The 16,284-nt window shown below is 65.5% G+C and carries 13 protein-coding genes; 9 read left to right on the top strand and 4 right to left on the bottom strand.

The genetic code is table 11. The annotated features are described in order from the left end of the window. The first annotated feature begins 96 nt into the window (after positions 1-96). Positions 97-984: an NAD(P)-dependent oxidoreductase gene (locus HTY61_RS13790; RefSeq protein WP_175277344.1), complete on the top strand. Its 888-nt coding sequence runs from the start codon at positions 97-99 to the stop codon at positions 982-984. Here the strand turns inward: HTY61_RS13790 and HTY61_RS13785 are convergent. Then, positions 981-1,358, bottom strand: coding sequence for a DUF3307 domain-containing protein (locus tag HTY61_RS13785; RefSeq protein WP_175277343.1), 378 nt, complete (start codon positions 1,356-1,358; stop codon positions 981-983). The genes HTY61_RS13790 and HTY61_RS13785 overlap by 4 nt on opposite strands. A 95-nt stretch (positions 1,359-1,453) precedes the next feature. Further along, the gene (locus HTY61_RS13780) at positions 1,454-2,485 is read right to left on the bottom strand and encodes a LacI family DNA-binding transcriptional regulator (protein ID WP_175277342.1); all 1,032 of its coding nucleotides are present in this window, start codon (positions 2,483-2,485) and stop codon (positions 1,454-1,456) included. A gap of 266 nt (positions 2,486-2,751) precedes the next feature. Here HTY61_RS13780 and HTY61_RS13775 point away from each other — a divergent pair, with 266 nt between their 5' ends. The 5 genes from HTY61_RS13775 (at position 2,752) to HTY61_RS13755 (ending at position 9,525) form a co-directional block, all read left to right on the top strand. Then, positions 2,752-4,026 (top strand): ABC transporter substrate-binding protein, encoded by a 1,275-nt coding sequence (locus HTY61_RS13775; RefSeq protein WP_175277341.1) that lies wholly within the window; start codon positions 2,752-2,754, stop codon positions 4,024-4,026. An 80-nt stretch (positions 4,027-4,106) separates the two neighbouring features. Beyond that, positions 4,107-5,348: a carbohydrate ABC transporter permease gene (locus tag HTY61_RS13770; protein WP_175277340.1), complete on the top strand. Its 1,242-nt coding sequence runs from the start codon at positions 4,107-4,109 to the stop codon at positions 5,346-5,348. 14 nt (positions 5,349-5,362) lie between these two features. Then, positions 5,363-6,700 (top strand): carbohydrate ABC transporter permease, encoded by a 1,338-nt coding sequence (locus tag HTY61_RS19530; RefSeq protein ID WP_246272806.1) that lies wholly within the window; start codon positions 5,363-5,365, stop codon positions 6,698-6,700. 11 nt (positions 6,701-6,711) lie between these two features. Next, positions 6,712-8,379 (top strand): beta-galactosidase BglA, encoded by a 1,668-nt coding sequence (bglA, locus tag HTY61_RS13760; RefSeq protein ID WP_175277339.1) that lies wholly within the window; start codon positions 6,712-6,714, stop codon positions 8,377-8,379. A gap of 33 nt (positions 8,380-8,412) precedes the next feature. After that, entirely contained in the window at positions 8,413-9,525 is a 1,113-nt protein-coding gene (locus HTY61_RS13755; RefSeq protein WP_175277338.1) for an ABC transporter ATP-binding protein, read from the top strand. Positions 9,526-9,603: 78 nt separating this feature from the next. Here the strand turns inward: HTY61_RS13755 and HTY61_RS13750 are convergent, their stop codons facing one another. Together HTY61_RS13750 and pgi are read right to left on the bottom strand one after the other, a co-directional pair. Beyond that, entirely contained in the window at positions 9,604-11,403 is a 1,800-nt protein-coding gene (locus HTY61_RS13750; RefSeq protein ID WP_175277337.1) for an IlvD/Edd family dehydratase, read from the bottom strand. 85 nt (positions 11,404-11,488) lie between these two features. After that, a complete protein-coding gene (pgi, locus tag HTY61_RS13745; RefSeq protein ID WP_175277336.1) occupies positions 11,489-13,126 on the bottom strand; it encodes a glucose-6-phosphate isomerase in 1,638 nt (545 codons plus the stop codon). Positions 13,127-13,404: 278 nt separating this feature from the next. Between pgi and HTY61_RS13740 the strand changes: the two genes are divergently transcribed. The 3 genes from HTY61_RS13740 (at position 13,405) to HTY61_RS13730 (ending at position 16,283) form a co-directional block, all read left to right on the top strand. After that, positions 13,405-13,593 (top strand): hypothetical protein, encoded by a 189-nt coding sequence (locus HTY61_RS13740; RefSeq protein ID WP_175277335.1) that lies wholly within the window; start codon positions 13,405-13,407, stop codon positions 13,591-13,593. Between the two features lie 149 nt (positions 13,594-13,742). Further along, positions 13,743-14,513 carry an MBL fold metallo-hydrolase gene (locus HTY61_RS13735; protein ID WP_175277334.1) on the top strand — a complete coding sequence of 257 codons (771 nt, stop codon included), beginning with the start codon at positions 13,743-13,745 and terminating at the stop codon, positions 14,511-14,513. Positions 14,514-14,696: 183 nt separating this feature from the next. Further along, the gene (locus HTY61_RS13730; protein WP_175277333.1) at positions 14,697-16,283 is read left to right on the top strand and encodes an ABC-F family ATP-binding cassette domain-containing protein; all 1,587 of its coding nucleotides are present in this window, start codon (positions 14,697-14,699) and stop codon (positions 16,281-16,283) included. Position 16,284 lies beyond the last annotated feature (1 nt).

Raw genomic sequence — 16,284 nt, 5'->3', positions numbered from 1 at the left:
ACCTATCGGCATCGCGCGAGAAATCAAGCGCGCCCGGATGTTGACATTTTGCCCGCGCGGGCATCCCCTCGCGGTCGGATGGCGAGGGAGATGGACATGGACGGAACAAGCCGGCAGATCGCGTTTTTCGGTGTCGGGCTCATGGGGGCGCCGATGATCCGGCGCCTCGCTGCCACCGGCCACGCCGTGCGCGCATGGAACCGTACGCCAGAAAGGGCGCGGGCGGTCGAGGCAGGCAATGTCGTTGCCTGCGCCTCGCCACGCGAGGCGGCTGAGGGTGCCGACATTGCCATTTCGATGCTTTCGGACGGGCCGGCTGTCCTCTCGCTGGTTGCGGAGAATGACCTCGCCGATGTCCTGCCGGAAGGGACGGTGTTCGTGGACATGAGTTCCGCCCGGCCGGGGGAGGCGCGGGCGCTTGCCGCCGAACTGGCGAAGGGCGGCGTGGCCTTCTGCGACGCGCCCGTTTCGGGCGGGCCGTCCGGCGCCGGGGATGGCACGCTGGCCATCATGGCCGGTTGCGATCCGGAAGTGTTCGAGCGGGTGCGCCCCGTCCTCTCCGCGATGGGCCGCCCGACGCGGGTCGGTCCGGTCGGCGCCGGCCAGTTGGCCAAGCTCGCCAACCAGCTGATCGTTGGCGCGGCCATCGCCGCCGTCGCCGAGGCCACCCTGCTGATGCGCGAGGGCGGTGGTGACATGGACGCCTTCCGCGACGCGCTTGCCGGGGGGCTGGCCGATTCCAAGGTCCTGCAGTTGCACGGCGCGCGCATGGCCGCCGGCGATTTCGCTCCGCATGGCCGTGCCGTGTTGCACCTGAAGGACATGGACAACATCCTCGCCGAGGCCGCCGGTCTCGGCCTCGAATTGCCCCTGGGCAACGACATCCGCGCCCGCTTTGCCCGTCTCTGCGATGAACTCGACGGTGCCGGCCTCGACCATTCCGCCCTGTTCGTCGAGTTGCTCGACCGGAACGGGCGCATCTAGGCGAGCGATGCCGTCGCCATGTAGGTGATGGCGACATAGGTGATCTGGTGGGCCAGCTGGTCCAGCCCGTGCAATTGCCAGTAGAGCCTGGGGCTGCGCTCGGCCCGGGAATGCTCGCCGATGCGGTCCTTGGCGAAGTCGATACCGTAGTGGACCGCGAACTCGCCGACCGCCACCGCCGCGATCACCGGTCCCGCGATTCCGCAGGCCGCCAGCACGAGTCCGCTACCCAGCGCATGGACCGCCGCGTGGACATAGCCGCCAGGCGCGGAGAGCCGCCCCTTTCCGGCCAGCATCCATCTGGGCTGAAAAACGAAGTCGGCGAGAAAATGCTTGAGAAGCAGTCCGGAAAACAAGACGAAAACAAGCGGCATGTGTCCCTTCCGTTTGCAGCCGCGGGAAATGTGCTGGCGTGGAAGGTTGCCATTCGGGCGGCCGCGGCGCTGTGTGCAATCGCACAGCGCCGCGTTCAGGAGGTCGCCTTCTGGGAAACCGGCCCTGTCGAGGCGCCGACGACGAATTCCGCCTCCAGCAGCAGATGCTGCTCGCCGGGCTTCTTCTCGATCTGGTCGATCAGCATGTTGGCGCAGTGCCGTCCGGCAAGGCGGATGGACGAGCGCATCACCGTCATGCTGGGGTCCTCGCCCGTCGAGGGCAGGAAGGACAGGCAGTCGTCATAGGCCACGAGCGAGACGTCGTGGCCGACGCTCAACCCGCGCGCCTGCAATGCGCGCATGGCGCCGATCGCGGTCAGAACGCTGGCGCACAGCACGGCGGTCGGCGGGTTCGGGTGCGCCAGGAACCGCGTCATTGCCGCGAAGCCGTTCGGCTCGATCATCTCGCCGGAAAACATGATGTCGGGATCCGGGGCGATTCCGTATTCGGCCAGCGCGCTTTCCAGGCCCTCGCGCCGCCGCGTCGCGAAGGCGAAGTATTCCAGCCCGTTGATCAGGCCGATGCGCCGGTGACCGGCCTTGAGCAGGTATTCGGCCGCCTTGCGGAACGCGCGGCGGTTGTTGACGTCGACCCAGCAATAGCCTTCCGCAGGGCCGGCCATGCGCCCGTGGACGACGAATGGCAGTTTCAGTTCCCTGAGCAGTTCTATGCGCGAATCGTCGGCCTTCGGGCCGTGCAGTATCACGCCGTCGACCCGCCGATCGCGTGCCAGCTTGCGGTACACCTGTTCCTCGTCGCCGTCATTGGTGACCGAGATCAGCATGTCGTAGCCGCGCTCGTTGTAGACCTCGCCCGCACCCGCGATGAAATCGGTGAAGTGCGGGTTGATCATGTCGTGATCGGAAAGGGGCGCGACATGGCCGATGGTGTTCGATCTGCCGATGGCCAGGCGCCGGGCGTTGGAATTCGGCCGGTAGTTCATCATCCGCGCGAATTCCAGCACGCGCTCGCGCGTCTTCTCGCTGACCTCGGGATATCCGTTGAGGGCGCGGCTGACCGTTGTCTGCGACAGGCCGAGCTTTTCCGACAGTTCCTTTAGATTCAACGGACGTCCCCTCCTCCAGAGGCGTTCAAAGGGCTTTGAATATTGCCAGACAATGGCCCCGCTGACCAGTCCCTAATGCCTCCTGGCATGCAAAAATCGGCCGCATTGGGCCGTCCTGCGTGAAATTTTCATCTTGACTCTCGGTCGCCTCCGGCGGAGATTTGCGACAGCCAAAGCGCTTTGATTGGCTTTGGACGTTTGAATGAATTACTGTGCCCGGAGCGGGTCGGCAGGCTCGCTTCGAACCAATCCTGGGAGGATTTCCTATGAAGAAGACAGTCATGGCGGGCTTCGCCGCCGCCCTGCTGACCAGTGCCGCCGGCTCGGCGTCCGCCGAACAGCTGACGGTGTTCGGCCCGTGGCTCGGTCCGGACCAGTCCTATGTCGAAGCTGTTCTCGAGGCTTTCGCCGAGAAGTCCGGCCATGACGTGCGCTATGTCGGGTCCGACAGTTTCGAGCAGCAGATCGTGGTCGACCTGGAAGCGGGTTCGGCGCCGAATGTCGCGGCCTTCCCGCAGCCGGGCCTCGCCTCCGACATGGCGAAGCGGGGCTTCCTTGCGCCGCTCGGCGAGGATGTCGCCGACTGGCTTCGTGAGAACTATGCCGCGGGCGAGTCCTGGGTGAATCTCGGCACCTATGTCGGTCCCGACGGAGATAGCGCGCTCTACGGCTTCCCGTTCAAGATCGACGTGAAGTCGCTTGTCTGGTTCGTGCCGGAAAACTTCGAGGACGCCGGCTACGAGGTGCCGGAGACGATGGAGGAGCTCAAGGCTCTCACCGAGCAGATCGTCGCCGATGGCGGCACGCCGTGGTGCATCGGTCTCGGATCGGGTGCGGCCACCGGCTGGCCGGCCACCGACTGGGTCGAGGAGATGATGCTGCGCACGGCCTCGCCTGAAGACTACGACAGGTGGGTGACCAACGAGATGAAGTTCACCGATCCGGTGGTCATCAACGCGATCGAGGAATTCGGCTGGTTCGCGCGCAATGACGATTTCGTTGCCGGCGGCGCCGGCGCCGTTGCCTCGACGGACTTCCGCGATTCGCCGAAGGGCCTCTTCACCTCGCCGCCGCAGTGCTACATGCACCGCCAGGCATCGTTCATCCCGGCCTTCTTCCCCGAGGGCACGATGATGGGCGACGACGCCGACTTCTTCTACTTCCCTGCCTATGAGGGCAAGGATCTCGGCAAGCCGGTGCTCGGCGCCGGAACGACCTGGGTGATCACCAACGAGAGCGATGCCGCGCATGAGTTGATCGCCTTCCTGCAGACCACCGAGGCGCACGAGATCTGGATGGGCCTCAAGGGCTTCCTGACGCCCTACAAGGCGGTCAATCCGGAGGCCTTCAGCGATCCGACCCTGCGCAAGATGAACGACATCCTGCTGCAGGCGACGACCTTCCGTTTCGACGGTTCCGACCTGATGCCGGGCGGCGTCGGTGCGGGCTCGTTCTGGACCGGAATGGTGGATTATGCCGGCGGCAAGTCGGCCGAGGAAGTCGCCGACGCGATCCAGAAGTCCTGGGAATCGCTCAAGTAACCGGTCGACAACGCTTCATTGCGATCCGGGGCTCCGGCCCCGGATCGCGCAGATGACGCGCAATCGGGGGAGGGATAACCATGCATCCGGCGTTGCAAGGCTTGATAACGATCATCATCGGCGTCGGTGGATGCGTCGGTTACTTCTATTTCTCGAATTTCGTCCTGGACCGTTTTCTCTTTCCGGCGAAGGGGCCGCAGGCCGGGCGCAACATCAACCGCGCCAACATGGTACGGCCCTGGCTGTTTCTTTTTCCCGCGATCTTCGCCCTCGGGCTGTACCTGGCCTATCCCGTCATTGAGACCTTGCGCCTGTCACTGACCGACCGCAATCTCGGGGGCGCGTTCGTCGGCCTCGAGAACTATCGCCAGATGGTTGGCGAGCCGAAGTTCTGGGAGGCCATGCGCAACAACATGCTCTGGCTGATCGTCGTGCCGGCGGCGTCGACCGCCTTCGGCCTGATGGCGGCCCAGCTCACCGACCGCATCAAGTGGGGCAGCATCGCCAAGTCGCTGATCTTCATGCCGATGGCGATTTCCTTTGTCGGCGCCTCGGTGATCTTCAAGCTTGTTTATGACACCCGTCCCGCCGGACAGGAGCAGATCGGCGTTCTCAATGCCGTGTGGCTGGCTTTCGACGGCGGTGTCTGGTCCTTCGTCGTCCTGAGGTTGCTGCCCGCGGTCCTGCTGGCCGCATTCGCGGTCCTCATGCTCTACGTGATTTACCTCGCCCTCGTGCCGTTGCTGCGCCGGAACACGGCGCATTCCGGCGGGTCCCGGCTGACCGCGCTCGTGCGCGTGATCGTCGCCGCGGGTGCTGCCTGGCTCGGTTTCCTGGCGTCGAGATCGATTCTCCCGGTTCTCACCGTGGCATTGCCCTACGGCGAGCCGCAGACCTGGCTGACGATTCCCTTCTGGAACAATTTCTTCCTCATGGTTGTCCTGGTCTGGATCCAGACCGGCTTCGCGATGGTCATCCTGTCGGCGGCGCTGCGCGGCATACCGGAAGAGACCATCGAGGCCGCCGTCATCGACGGTGCCAATCCCTTCGACATCTTCTTCCGGATCAAGGTGCCGCAGATCATGGGCACCATCGTCGTCGTCTGGACCACCATCACCCTGGTCGTTCTCAAGGTCTTCGACATCGTCTTCGCGATGACCAACGGCCAGTGGGAGACGCAGGTCCTGGCGAACTACATGTACGACAAGCTGTTTCGCGCCAATGACTGGGGCGTCGGCTCCGCGAGCGCGATCGTGATCATGCTGCTCGTTCTGCCGATCCTGGTCTGGAACGTCTACAACGCGCGTAAGGAAATGCGCTGAGGGGGGACGAAGTCATGTCATCGATTGCAGGCAGCAAGCCGACTCTCACCTGGGCGGTCCATCTTTCGGTCCTCGCGCTGGTTCTTCTCTGGCTGTTCCCGACAGTCGGCCTGTTCGTTTCGTCCTTCCGCACCGCCGACCAGATATCGGCCAGTGGCTGGTGGAAGGCGCTGTTTCCGCAGGAGCAGAATCTCGTGCTGCGCACGTCGGCGCCCGACACGCAGGTCCGCGAGGGCGACCTGTTCGTCATCCGGGGCAACATCTTTTCGGACAATGACCGTGTCGCGGAGTCGGAGATATCCGCCTGGGGGATATCGTCGCGAGCGATTTCCGACTATGCCCCCGGAGAGACGGCCGACATGGGTGACGACGGGCGCCTGACCGTCCAGGCCAATGGCGACTATCGGCTCGAGAACGACGTGGAGTTCTCCGGGCGTCGAGGCGAGCGGGTTTTCGTGACCGCGACCACCCCGCCGGAATTCACCCTTGAGAACTATGACAAGGTGCTTGGCAAGAACGTCGTCCAGCGGCTGCTGCTCTTCATGCTCGCCGCCGTGGCCTTCGGGGCGGTTGTCCGGCTCCTGGTGAGAGAGCGCACCGACATGGTCGCGTCGGCGGCGCCCTGGGTCGGCGGCATCGCGCTGCTCGTCGCCCTGGTCTACCTGTTCGGTCTTTCCACCGGTACCGTCGCGGGCGCGCAGACGACCGACAGCATGGCGAAGGCATTCTTCTCCACGCTGACCGTGACGATCCCGGCGACGGTGATCCCGATCGTGATCGCCGCCTTCGCCGCCTACGCGCTTGCCTGGATGCGGTTCCCGGGCAGGGCGCTCCTGATCGCGGCGGTCGTCGCCTTGCTCGTCGTGCCGCTTCAGCTGGCCCTCATTCCGCTCCTGCGCCTGCATCTGGGCATCGGCATCGGCAAGGGCTATCTTGGCGTCTGGCTTGCCCATACGGGCTTCGGACTGCCGCTGGCCATCTACCTTCTGCGCAACTACATGGTCGGCCTTCCGCGCGACATCATCGAATGCGCAAAGGTCGATGGCGCCACGGATTTCCAGATTTTCACGCGCATCGTCCTGCCGTTGTCGTTCCCGGCACTCGCGTCCTTCGCCATCTTCCAGTTCCTGTGGACCTGGAACGACCTGCTGGTCGCAAAGGTGTTCCTGATCGACGCGACGGGCGACACGACGGTCATGACCAACCAGATCGTCGAGTTGTTGGGCACGCGTGGCGGAAACTGGGAAATTCTCGCGACGGCGGCTTTTGTATCGATTGCCGTTCCGCTCGTCGTGTTTTTCGCAATGCAACGCTATCTGGTGCGCGGCCTGTTGGCCGGCTCCGTCAAGTGAGGTTCTGATATATGAGCGTATTCGCTTCCGTGGCTGAACAACCGGAGGTTCTGGTTCAGCCCGATCCCGATTGGTGGCGCGGCGCGGTGATCTACCAGATCTATCCGCGTTCCTTCCAGGATTCCAACGGCGACGGCATCGGCGATCTGGCGGGCATCCGCCAGCGCCTGCCTTACATTGCCAATCTCGGTGCGGATGCGATCTGGATTTCCCCCTTCTTCCCTTCGCCGATGAAGGATTTCGGCTACGACGTGTCGGATTATCGCGGCATCGATCCGATGTTCGGCAGCCTGGAGGATTTCCGCGCTCTCGTCGAGGATGCGCATCGCCTCGGCCTGCGGGTGATGATCGATCTTGTCATCTCCCACACGTCGGACCAGCATCCCTGGTTCGTCGAAAGCCGCTCCAGCCGGGACAATCCAAAGGCCGACTGGTATGTCTGGGCCGATCCCAAGCCGGATGGCACGCCGCCCAACAACTGGCTGTCGATCTTCGGCGGCTCGGCATGGGAATGGGACACGAACCGCCGCCAGTACTATCTGCACAATTTTCTTTCGAGCCAGCCGGATCTCAATTTTCACAATCCGGACGTCCAGGACGAACTGCTCGACATCACCCGCTTCTGGCTGGAGCTGGGCGTCGACGGCTTCCGTCTGGACACCATCAATTTCTATTTCCACTCGAAGACGCTGCAGGACAACCCGGTCCTGCCGCCGGAGCATCGCAACAACGCGATCGCGCCGGACGTCAATCCCTACAACTACCAGGATCACCTCTACGACAAGAGCCAGCCGGAGAACATCGAGTTCCTGAAGCGGTTCCGTGCCGTGCTGGACGAGTTCCCGGCCGCCGCGGCGGTTGGCGAGATCGGCGACGCGCACCGCGGGTTGCAGCTTCTGGCCGAGTACACCGCGGGCAACGACCGCATCCACATGTGCTATTCCTTCGATTTTCTTGCGCCGGTACGCATCAACGCGTCCCGGGTGCGCTCGATCATCGAGAGGTTCGAGCGCGAGGCGGCGGACGGGTGGTCCTGCTGGGCATTTTCCAACCACGACGTGCCGCGCCACGCCACGCGGTGGGGCGCCCATGAGCGCGATCCCCAGCGGTTCCTCAAGCTCGTTGCGGCGATGCTCCTGACCATGCGCGGCTCGGTCTGCATCTATCAGGGCGAGGAACTCGGTCTGCCCGAGGCCGATATCGCCTATGAGGACCTGCAGGATCCCTATGGCATCCGCTTCTGGCCGAAATACAAGGGGCGGGACGGCTGCCGCACGCCGATGGTCTGGTCGTCCAACCTGCCCAATGGCGGTTTCACGACCGGCAAGCCCTGGCTTCCGGTGCCGGACATCCATCGCGCGATGGCCGTCGATACCCAGCAGGGAAATCCGGAAAGCGTCTACGAGTTTTACCGTGCCTTCCTGGAATTCCGGCGCGACCATCCGGTCTTGGCCAAGGGAGACATTCGCTTCGTGGATGCGCCGGAGGACGTCGTGGCATTCCTGCGCACCGACGGCGAGACGACGCTTCTGTGCGCCTTCAATCTAGGCCACGAGGATTGCGAGTTTGCACCTGGCGTGAATGCGGCACCTGTCGAGGCCGCCGGGCTGGACGGTGTCGCGGAGGACGGCGTTGTCCGTTTGAAGGCGCTTGGCGGTTTCATTGGCCGTGTGAAATGATCTGGCGCGGCAGCTGAGGGAGGAAGAAGCACCATGGCGGAACTGAAGCTGACGAATCTCGACAAGGCCTATGGCCATGTGAAGGTGTTGCACGGCATCAACCTTCACATAGCCAAGGGCGAGTTCATCGTCTTCGTCGGGCCCTCGGGCTGCGGCAAGTCCACGCTGCTGCGCTGCATTGCCGGCCTCGAGCAGATTACCGGCGGAACGCTTGAGATCGACGGCATGGTCGTCAACGACGTGCCGCCGTCGCAGCGCGGCATCGCCATGGTGTTCCAGACCTACGCGCTCTATCCGCACATGACGGTCTACGACAACATGGCCTTCGGGCTGCGGCTGGCCAAGTTCCCCCGCGAGGAGATCGACAGGCGGGTCCGCAATGCGGCGGAGATATTGCAGCTCACGCCCTATCTCGATCGTCTGCCCAAGGCGCTGTCCGGCGGCCAGCGCCAGCGTGTCGCCATCGGTCGCTCGATCTGTCGCGACCCGAAGGTGTTCCTGTTCGACGAGCCGCTGTCCAATCTCGATGCGGCCCTGCGCGTGGCCACGCGCATCGAGATCGCCAAGCTGAACGAGTCGATGCCCGACACGACGATGATCTACGTCACTCACGACCAGGTCGAGGCGATGACGCTGGCCGACCGCATCGTGGTGCTGCGTGCCGGCCACATCGAGCAGGTCGGCTCGCCGATGGAACTCTATCACCGCCCGGCCAACCTGTTCGTCGCGCAGTTCATCGGCTCGCCGGCCATGAACATACTCGACGCGAAGGTGACGTCGGCGAACCGCAGCGCCATCAGGGTCGATATAGCCAATGCCGGCAAGGCGGAGGTTCCGGTCGGCGGCGACGCGAAACTGAAGGGGCAGAAGGTCAGCCTGGGCGTCCGGCCGGAGGACCTTGCCATCGCGAAGGACAAGGCCTCGGCGCTGGTATCCGGCGAGGTGGAGATCGTCGAGGCGCTCGGAGAGGTGACGCTCCTCTATGTCCGGATGGAAGGCCACGAGGAGTCCCTGATCGCCAAGCTGCCCGGCGACGTGAAGATCGAGCGCGGGGCCACCGTCCACCTGTCTGCCGCGTCGGAGGCGCTGCACCTCTTCGACGAGGATGGCAATTCGCTGTCCTCCGCGCGCCCGCTGGCGGCCTGACGGTTCCAGCCGGCGGCGCGCGATCGTCCGACCGGCCCCTCTCGATGAAGGAAGCCCCGCGCGAGCAGGGCTTTTCGTTCAGTGATTGTTGCGCGGCAGGCCCTTGGTCTGCGCGACGTGCTGGTACTTGACCGCCGGTTTCAGCACCATGCCTTCGGAAAGCTGGTCGACCATGCCGCGCTGGATTTCCTGCCACGGCGTCTGGTGCGCGGGGTAGGCGTAGCCGCCTTCCTCCTCCAGCGCCCTGCGTCGCGCCGCCAGTTCCTCGTCGGACACCAGTATGTTGGCTTCGCCTCTCGCCAGGTCGATGCGGATGCGGTCGCCGTTCCTGAGCAGCGCCAGCCCGCCCATCGCGGCGGCTTCCGGCGAGGCGTTGAGGATCGACGGCGACCCGGACGTGCCCGACTGGCGGCCGTCGCCGATGCAGGGCAGGGAATGCACGCCCTTCCTGATCAGGTAGTCCGGCGGCTGCATGTTGACCACTTCGGCCGCGCCCGGATAGCCGATCGGCCCGGCGCCGCGCATCACCAGGATGGTGTTCTCGTCGATCGCCTCGGCGGGGTCGTCGATGCGCCTGTGGTAGTCTTCCGGCCCGTCGAACACGGCGGCCTTGCCCTCGAAGGCCTCCGGGTCGTCCGGGTTGGAGAGGTAGCGCTCGCGGAACTCCTCCGAGATCACGCTGGTCTTCATGATCGCGGAGTCGAACAGGTTGCCCTTCAGGTTGATGAAGCCGGCATGTTCCTTCAGCGGCGCGTCGGCGCCGCGGATCACGTCGGGGTTCAGGTTTTCCGTGTCGCGGCAGTTCTCGCCGATGGACTTTCCGTTGGCGGTGATCGCGTCGGGGTGCGGCAGCAGGTCCGCCTTCATCAGTTCCATCACCACCGCCGGTACGCCGCCGGCGCGGCAGAAGTCCTCGCCGAGATACTCGCCGGCCGGCTGCAGGTTGACCAGCAGCGGAATCTTGTGGCCGAGGGCCTGCCAGTCGTCGTTGTCCAGCTTGACGCCGAGATGCCGTGCCACCGCGTTGAGGTGGATCGGCGCGTTGGTCGAGCCGCCGATGGCCGAGTTGACCACGATGGCGTTCTCGAAGGCCTCGCGGGTCATGATGTCGGAGGGCTTCAGGTCCTCGTGCACCATCTCCACGATGCGTCTTCCGGTCTCGTAGGAGATTTGTCCGCGCTCGCGATAGGGGGCCGGGATCGCGGCCGCGCTCGGCAGCTGCATGCCCAGTGCCTCGGCCAGCGAATTCATCGTCGTCGCCGTGCCCATCGTGTTGCAGTAGCCCACCGACGGCGCCGAGGAGGAGACGATCTCCATGAACTCGTCGTAGTCGATCTCGCCCGCCGACAGCCTTTCGCGCGATTTCCACACCACCGTGCCCGAGCCGGTGCGCTCGCCCCGGTGCCAGCCGTTCAGCATCGGGCCGACCGACAGGGCGATGGCCGGGATGTTCACCGTCGCCGCCGCCATCAGCAGCGCCGGCGTGGTCTTGTCGCAGCCGATGGTCAGCACCACGCCGTCGATCGGGTAGCCGTAGAGCACCTCGACCAGCGACAGGTAGGCCAGGTTGCGGTCGAGCGAGGCGGTCGGCCGCTTGCCCGTCTCCTGGATCGGGTGGCAGGGAAACTCGAACGGGATGCCGCCCGCGGCGATGATGCCCGCGCGCACCCGCTTGGCCAGTTCCACGTGGTGGCGGTTGCACGGCGAGAGGTCGGAGCCGGTCTGCGCGATGCCGATGATCGGCTTGCCCGACTGCAGTTCCTCGCGCGTCAGCCCGTAATTGAGATAGCGCTCCAGGTAGAGTGCGGTCATGCCCGGATCGTCGGGATTGTCGAACCATTCCTGGCTGCGCAGCTTTTTCCCTGTACGGCTTGTCATCGATGTTTCCCCTGATCGTTCGCGCCAGCGTTAGGCCATGCGCGGACGGGCCGCAAGTGGCCCGCCGGAGGTGCCGTAACCGGTCTCAGCGCTTTGCCAGCCGGCGCGCATGGTTGACCAGCGCGGCGGTGGAGCCGTCGCGGCGCTCCGCGCCTTCCCCGGTCTCGACCACCGGCAGCAGGGCGGTCGCCAGTTCCTTGCCCAGTTCCACGCCCCACTGGTCGAAGGCGTTGATGCCGAACAGCTGCGCCTCGACGAAGACCCGGTGTTCGTAGAGCGCGATGATGCGGCCGAGCGTGTGCGGGTCCAGCCGGTCGTAGAGCAGGGTGATCGAGGGCCGGTTGCCGGAGAATACCCGGTGCGGCGCCAGTTCCGCCGCTTCCGTCTCTCCCAGTCCCTTGGCGAGAAGCTGGTTCCTGGCCTCCTCGAATGTGCGGCCCCTCATCAGCGCCTCGGACTGCGCCAGGCAGTTGGCGAGCAGCAGTTCGTGGTGATGGCGCAGCTTCTCCTCGTGGCCGTTCGCCGCCACCATGAATTCCACCGGCACGATGTCGGTGCCCTGGTGCAGGAGCTGGAAGAAGGCGTGCTGGCCGTTGGTGCCCGGCTCGCCCCAGACGATCGGCCCGGACACGCCCGCGACGGCCTCGCCGGAAAGCGTCACGCCCTTGCCGTTCGATTCCATGTCGAGCTGCTGCAGGTAGGCCGGCAGCCGCACCAGTCGCTGGTCGTAGGGGATGACCGCGCGCGAGGGGTGACCGCATATCGCCCGGTGCCAGTAGCCGATCAGCCCCAGCATCATCGGCAGGTTCTGCCGCGCAGGGGCGTTGCGGAAGTGGATGTCCATGGCATGCGCGCCCTCGAGCAGGCGCCCGAAATCCTCCGGGCCGACAGCCAGCATGATCGGCAGGCCGATGGCGCCCCACAGCGAGTAGCGTCCGCCGACCCAGTCCCAGAAGCCGAAGATGCGGTCCTCGGGGATGCCGAAGGCGTCCACCTTGTCGAGCGCGGTCGAAACGGCGCAGAAATGCGCGCCAACCGCGTCCTCGCCCAGCCGCTCCGTCAGCCATGCGCGCGCCGTCTGCGCGTTGGTCATGGTCTCGACCGTGGTGAAGGTCTTCGACGCGATGATGAACAGCGTCGTCTCCGCCTCCAGCCCGGCCAGCGTGTCGGCGATGTGCGCGCCGTCGACATTGGAGACGAAATGGCAGCGCGGCCCGTCGTGGTAGGGCGCCAGCGCCAGCACCGCCATGGCCGGCCCGAGATCCGATCCGCCGATGCCGATATTGACCACGTCGGTGATCGGCTTGCCGGTCGCGCCGGTCAGCGTTCCGCCGCGGATCGCGTGGCAGAAATCGGCCATCGCCGCCAGCACCGCGTTAACCTTCGGCATCACGTCCTCGCCGTCGACGATGACGGGCGTGTTGGAGCGGTTGCGAAGTGCCGTGTGCAGCACAGCGCGGTCTTCGGTCGTGTTGATCTTCTCGCCCCTGAACATCGCCTCGCGCCGTCCGGCGACGTCGCAGGCCTCGGCGAGCCTTTCCAGCAGGTCGAGCGTCGTCTCGTTGACGCCGCATTTCGACCAGTCGAGCAGCATGTCTTCCAGCTGCGCGCTGTGCTTGGCGAAACGGCCGGGATCGGCGGCGAATGCCGCGCGCAGGTCTTTCGGGGCTTCCGTTTCGGCGTGCCGCTTCAGCGCGGCGACGGCTTCTTCTCTCGTCGGCATGTCAGGGAACTCCCCTTCGCTAGGAGATGGCGGAATGGCGCTGTTAAAGAGCTTGTCGGCGTCGATTGCAAGCGATCGGCGTGCGCGGGCGGCATGTTTCCCGGCACGGCAGGATATTGCGGCCCGAAATCGGGAAATCGTGCCGCGCCTTCTTTCTGCCGCGGTTTTTTCATCGAATTGGCATGTCGGCGGTGTAGGCGGAGGGGCAATGCCCGATCGCCGTAATTTCCATGGAGGAGATCATGCCCAACGCTCCCCGGTTGCACCCCGAATTTGACATGATTGATGCCCGAGACGTCCGCTACGAGCTGTTGCAGCTGCGTCGCCGGGCATGGGAAGCCCTTCTGGATCTCGGCCTGAGCGAGGCGGAGATCGCCGCCTATTACGGCATTGCCGGCGATGGCGCCGATGAACGGCCGGATGCCGCCGGCCGGGATTCGGTGCACAGCGGCGTGTCGGCGCGGTAGGCGGCCCGTCTTCACGGACAGTTGATCGTCCGCTCCCCTCCGTGCGCCCGGAATTGCCGCTTTTGCACCGCAGCCTGAGCTACTGCACGCAACGTGCGGCCGGAGCGCTCGGCCGTGTTCCCGCGGGAAACATCGATATGAGGTCTGCCATGCAACTGACACGACGCCATTTCTGCACTGTGGCTGCCGCCGCCGGCACGGTCACGATTCTTCCCTTTGCCGCGCGTGCGGCGGGCCACGAGGCCGACATGTTCTCGACCGATGCCGGCGACATCGCGGTCCATCCGGTAGCACACGCCTCGGTCGTGCTCGGGACGCCGGCCGGCACCATCTATGTCGATCCGGTCGGCGAGGCCTCCGCCTATGCCGGTCATCCGGCCCCGGACCTGATCCTCGTCACCCACGAGCACGGCGACCACTACAATGCCGACACGCTCGCCGCCCTCGTCGCCGACGGCACGGTGATCATCGCCAATCCCGCCGTTCATGGCATGTTGCCCGAGGCGCTCAAGGCCAGGGCCTCGGCGATCGCCAACGGCGAATCGACGGCCTTCAACGGCGTTCCGATCGATGCGATTCCCGCCTACAACACCACCGAGGAACGCAAGATCTTCCATCCGCAGGGCCGCGACAACGGCTATGTCCTCTCCTTCGAGGGCTTCCGGATCTACATTTCGGGCGACACCGAGGACATCCCGGAGATGCGCGCGCTCGAGAACATCGACCTCGCGTTCCTGTGCATGAACCTGCCCTTCACCATGGATGTCGCGCAGGCGGCGTCCGCCGTGCAGGAGTTCCGGCCGAAATTCGTCTACCCCTATCACTATCGCGGCCGCGACGGCGGCACGCAGGACCCGGCCGAGTTCGCGAAACTGGTCGGCGACGTCACCGAGGTTAAGATGGGCGACTGGTACGCCTGACCGCCCGTTCGAAGGCGAAGCCCCGGTCTTCCGGGGCTTCTTGCGCCGTTCGCGGCCTTGAATGGCCGGTCCGGCTGCGCTAGTTTCCGCCCCGTCGATCCGGAACAGACAGGATGTGCGCCGAAATGGATTTCAACCCGATTGCAATGCCGCCTTGCCTTGCCAACGGGGAAATCCTGCATCATGTCCGCCGCCATAATCCTGTCCGACATATCCTGGTCCGCGCCTGACGGAACATCCGTTCTTTCCGGTATCGATCTTTCCTTCGGTCCCGTTCGCACCGGCCTCGTCGGTCGCAACGGAACGGGCAAGACGACGCTTCTGAACATCATCGCGGGAAACCTCGCGCCCCGCACCGGATCGGTCGCGGCCGGCGGTTCGATCGCCTTGCTGCGCCAGGCGGTGAGCGCTTCGCCCGGCGAGACCGTCGCCGACCTGTTCGGCGCGCGCGAGGGCCTTGCATTGCTGGCCCGCGCCGAGCGCGGCGAGGCGACCGCCGCCGAAATGGCCGATGCCGACTGGACGCTCGAAATCCGGGTAGGGGAAGCGCTTTCCGGCGTCGGTCTCGACATTTCGCCCGGCGTGCCGCTGGCGGCGCTGTCCGGTGGCCAGCAGACCCGCGCCCGTCTTGCGGCCCTGGTCTTCGCGCAGCCGGATTTTCTCCTGCTCGACGAGCCGACGAACAATCTCGACCGCGAGGGCCGCGAGTCGGTCGTCCGCCTTCTGTCCTCCTGGCGCTGCGGCGCGATCGTCGTCAGCCACGACCGCGAGCTTCTGGAATGCATGGACGCGATCGTCGAGCTCTCGTCGCTGGGCGCGGCCGTCCATGGTGGCAACTGGAGCCACTACGTCGAACGCAAGGCGGTGGAGCTTGAGGCGGCGCGGCACGATCTCGCCGTCGCGGATAGGCTGGTTGCCGAGGGTGCGCGCCGGAGCCGGCTTGCCGCCGAGCGCAAGGCGCGCCGCGATTCCGCCGGGCGGCGCCGGAAGGCGAGCGGCGGAGTGCCGCGCATCCTGCTCGGCAAGATGAAGGATACCAGCGAGGCGACCGGCGGCGCGATGGCAAGGCTTGCCGAGAGAAGGGAGCGGCAGGCATCCGACCGTCTGGAAAACGCGCGCAAGCGGGTGGAAGTGCTGCAGCCGCTCTCGGTCTCGCTTCCCGCAAGCGGTCTGCCGGCGGGCCGCACCGTGCTCGCGATGGAGGCGGTGACGGGCGGCTACGAGCCGGAAAGGCCGGTGATCCGCGATCTCGATTTTGCGGTCGCGGGGCCGGAACGCATCGCCGTCACCGGGCCGAACGGGTCGGGCAAGACCACGCTTCTCGCCCTCGCGGTAGGCGCGCTCAGGCCGTTTTCCGGCACCGTTCGCATCATCGAGGGGTTCGCCTTTCTCGACCAGCAGGTAACCATGCTCGATCCCGCGGTCTCGATTCTCGCCAATTTCCGGCGGCTCCACCCGGATGCGACCGACAATGCCTGCCGCGCCGCCCTGGCGCGCTTCATGTTCCGTGCCGATGCGGCGCTGCGGCCGGTGGCGTCGCTCAGCGGCGGGCAGATCCTGCGGGCCGGCCTTGCCTGCGTCTTCGGCGGCCCGAGACCGCCCGGCCTGCTGGTCCTGGACGAGCCGACAAACCATCTCGACATAGACTCGATCGAATCCGTGGAGGCGGGCCTGCTCGCCTATGACGGCGCCCTGCTCGTCGTCAGCCACGACGAGACATTTCTTTCGAATATCGGCATCACCCGCCGGCTCGAATTGCCGGCGCGCTGAG

This window comes from Oricola thermophila, from assembly GCF_013358405.1.
Classification (GTDB): domain Bacteria; phylum Pseudomonadota; class Alphaproteobacteria; order Rhizobiales; family Rhizobiaceae; genus Oricola; species Oricola thermophila.
This window is presented reverse-complemented; position numbering and strand designations above follow the sequence as displayed.